We start from the raw sequence: 1525 nt of genomic DNA, 5'->3' as shown, positions 1-1525 counted from the left end.
ACAGGAAAACTTGCTGAACACACTCATTCTCAAGGATCAATGTCTTGAGTTCAGAGTCCTCCGGGGGAATATCAAAACCAGGAAGGTACTCTCGGGTACGGTCCCTGAAGTTGTCTATAAAAGACTGAATCTGGAGCAATGCCCTTAACGAAGCAAAGGTTTGAGCGCGGTCATCATTGGTAGCTTGATAAGTACTTACCGGCTGATGTTCACGGTCAGGAAAATGTAAGCAAGCATCAGAATCCTGGTCACTTGACAAATAATTATTTGACGGATCAATCGGCCTTACACGGTATGATTGAAATGTCGAACCATCGGTGGTCGAACGATCAGGGTTATTAGCAGGATTTCTGTTCGTGCCAACATTTACCCGTGCAGACTGACTCGATGATAAATTATCCACCACATTTTCCTTGTCTTCGTGATTACCGCTGGATATTTAAACGAAACCGTATTATTTAATTACCCACGAAATATTTAATAGCCCACGAAAAGTAGCACAAAATTGATTGATGATAATGCTTAAGACTGCAAATGCAGCTATCAGAATGGTTGGGTCAACTAATAATTTGAAATAATAAGTTGAAATTATATAATAAAGGAAATCAAGAGTTTACTGACTAAGTCATGATTTCTTGAGTTCCGGGTTTCCCACAATATGCCGCTGCTTGTTTTTTGGGTGGTTGATTTCCAAGTAACCGAAAAGCCGGAACCACTTGTGATTTTGCGGGAAGCGGGCGGCGACATTTTCCCAGACTCAATAATATGATGAAGTTATTCCGGGACAATTACTGACCCGGATCTTTCATAAACTGCCCCGAACCAAGTGATCAGCCACTTTGTTGTAACTCCGGTCACATAGCTATGGTTATGCTACCTGCGTTACGACTTCCTTAGTAACTGTCCGCTCAGCCAGAAATGTACGATTCCATTTAGCCACTACTTAAGTCACCGGTTTCTGCCCTGGTAATCTGGCTATGGCCGAGTTTCACGTATAATCCTGCTCCAGAACATGCCCAGCTTCACGTCGATGAATTGGTAAATATCATCATTCATGAACCGCCTGCGAGAATTAGCAACGTTAGCTGCACCTTCAATAATCTCCTGCTCAGAGAGTCCTGGTGAATCTGTGTACTGCTCCATCAATAACTCGCTGTTACTCTCTGTCTTGCCATTCCAAACCGAGAATTCAAAATTTCTCCTTCTTAAAAGCTCAAGTAATTCAGGTTCAGTGTTAAACATGTCAACAATATAATTCAGAAAATCGGCTTTATTCATGATGCCGCTGAGGAATTTTCTTTGAACTTCAGCCATCGTTTCTGGCGGCAGGCTACCAAGCGTCCCAAAACGCTGTAAAATATGATTCTCAGGGAACTGGCAAAGACTCCGGGAAAGTTGATTCTTGATATACCCTCTTATCTCAGTGGATTCTCTGGCTGCAACCAGTAGAGTACCATCCATTCTCCTTGAGGTAGACATTACTTTGTAGAGTACTGACTCATTAAAAAATAATTTTAATTTCTTC

2 protein-coding genes are annotated in these 1525 nt (G+C 42.0%); both read right to left on the bottom strand.

Annotated features, from left to right (window positions below; all coding sequences use genetic code 11):
- A partial coding sequence (locus KDK14_RS00310; protein ID WP_257263019.1) for a hypothetical protein occupies nucleotides 1-403 on the bottom strand: 403 nt, incomplete at its 3' end.
- Between the two features lie 572 nt (nucleotides 404-975).
- Nucleotides 976-1525 (bottom strand): hypothetical protein (locus KDK14_RS00305; protein ID WP_257263018.1); only part of this gene is annotated, 550 nt, incomplete at its 5' end.

The organism is Endozoicomonas sp. ONNA2 (genome assembly GCF_024606365.1).
In the GTDB taxonomy this organism is placed as follows: Bacteria; Pseudomonadota; Gammaproteobacteria; order Pseudomonadales; family Endozoicomonadaceae; genus Endozoicomonas.
Note: the sequence above shows the minus strand (reverse complement) of the source record. Positions and strands in the feature narration are given on the sequence as shown.